General features: G+C 67.8%; 2 protein-coding genes. Both read right to left on the reverse strand.

The window, feature by feature from the left end; genetic code table 11:
* On the reverse strand, positions 1-647 hold a 647-nt coding region (locus tag LQV45_RS32960; RefSeq protein WP_230011871.1), incomplete at its 3' end, for an ABC transporter ATP-binding protein.
* A 177-nt stretch (positions 648-824) separates the two neighbouring features.
* Positions 825-1,346, reverse strand: a 522-nt coding sequence (locus tag LQV45_RS32965; protein WP_374208362.1) for a diacylglycerol kinase family protein, incomplete at its 5' end; no start/stop codon positions are given.

The raw sequence follows: 1,346 nt of genomic DNA on the forward strand, positions 1-1,346 counted from the left end.
GTGATGATCTCCTGGATCGGGGCGTCCGCAATGATCCTCCCGCGGCCAATCACGATCAGGTGGTCCGCCGTGACGGCCATCTCGCTCATGAGGTGGCTGGAAAGGAAGACCGTGCGGCCCTCGGAGGCCAGGTACTTCACCAGGTTGCGGACCCACACCACCCCCTCCGGGTCAAGGCCGTTGACGGGCTCGTCCAGGATGACGGTCTGCGGGTCGCCCAGGAGGGCGGCGGCGATGCCCAGCCGCTGGCCCATGCCGAGCGAGAAGCCGCCGACCTTCTTCCTGGCCACCTCGGCCAGTCCCGTCATCTCAATAACTTCGTGGACCCGTTTCTTCGGGATGCTGTGGGTCGCCGCCATGGCCAGCAGGTGGTTGTAGGCGGAGCGGCTCGTGTGGACTGCCTTGGCATCGAGCAGCGCGCCGACGTCGCGCAGTGGGGCGGCGTGCCCGGTCAGCGGGGACCCGTTGACGGTCACCGAGCCCGACGTCGGCCGGTCCAGCCCCATGATCATGCGCATGGTGGTGGATTTTCCGGCCCCGTTCGGACCCAGGAAGCCGGTGACCCGGCCGGCTTCGACGGTGAAGTTGACGCCGGCGACGGCGGTCTTGTCGCCGTAAACCTTGGTCAGGCCTCGTGCTTCGATCATGGAAGCGTTCCTTTGCGTAGCGGGAGATGATCCGGGGCACCGCAGTCACGGGCCCGTCTGCACACCACGCTACCGAGGCAAGCTGCGTATTTCGCCGGTCTCAGGGATGATTCAGGGGCTAATCAGGGTAGTCCGGGAGGATGACAGGGGTTGGATGACGGGTTTGGATGACGGGGTTCAGCCGAGGGGCGAGTAGTAGGTCAGCGCGCCGGGGCGGACCGTGAATTCCACCCGCCGCACCCCGGGCATGACCTCTCCGTCGACGGCGAGGACCATGGGCCCGTTCCCGGGTTCCACCGTGATCCGGTCCGTTTCGCTCAGATGGGTGATCCCGGACGTGGCCACGGTGCCCGTGAGCACGGCCCAGAGCAGGCGCAACCGGGCGAACGGCTCATCGGCAGTGATCATCCGCAGGTCCAGGACACCGTCGGCGAGTACCGGGCGCACCAGCGGCGCGTGGTCGCGGGGGTAATAGCGGCCGCGGCCGATGTACAGGATCCAGAGCCGGTGCCGGACCCCGTTGACGATCAGCGTGGTGGGGGTGCGGGCCGCGAAGGTCCGGAACATGGCCACCACTCCGGCCAGGGGTTTGCCCAGTGCCGGCTGGAGCTGCTCCCGCCGGCGGACCAGGTTCGGGTAGAGGCCGATGCTGGCCGTGTTGAGCATGATCAGCTCGAGCTGCTCCGGGCTGTCGGGGAG

It is taken from the genome of Microbacterium sp. Bi128, assembly GCF_918698205.1.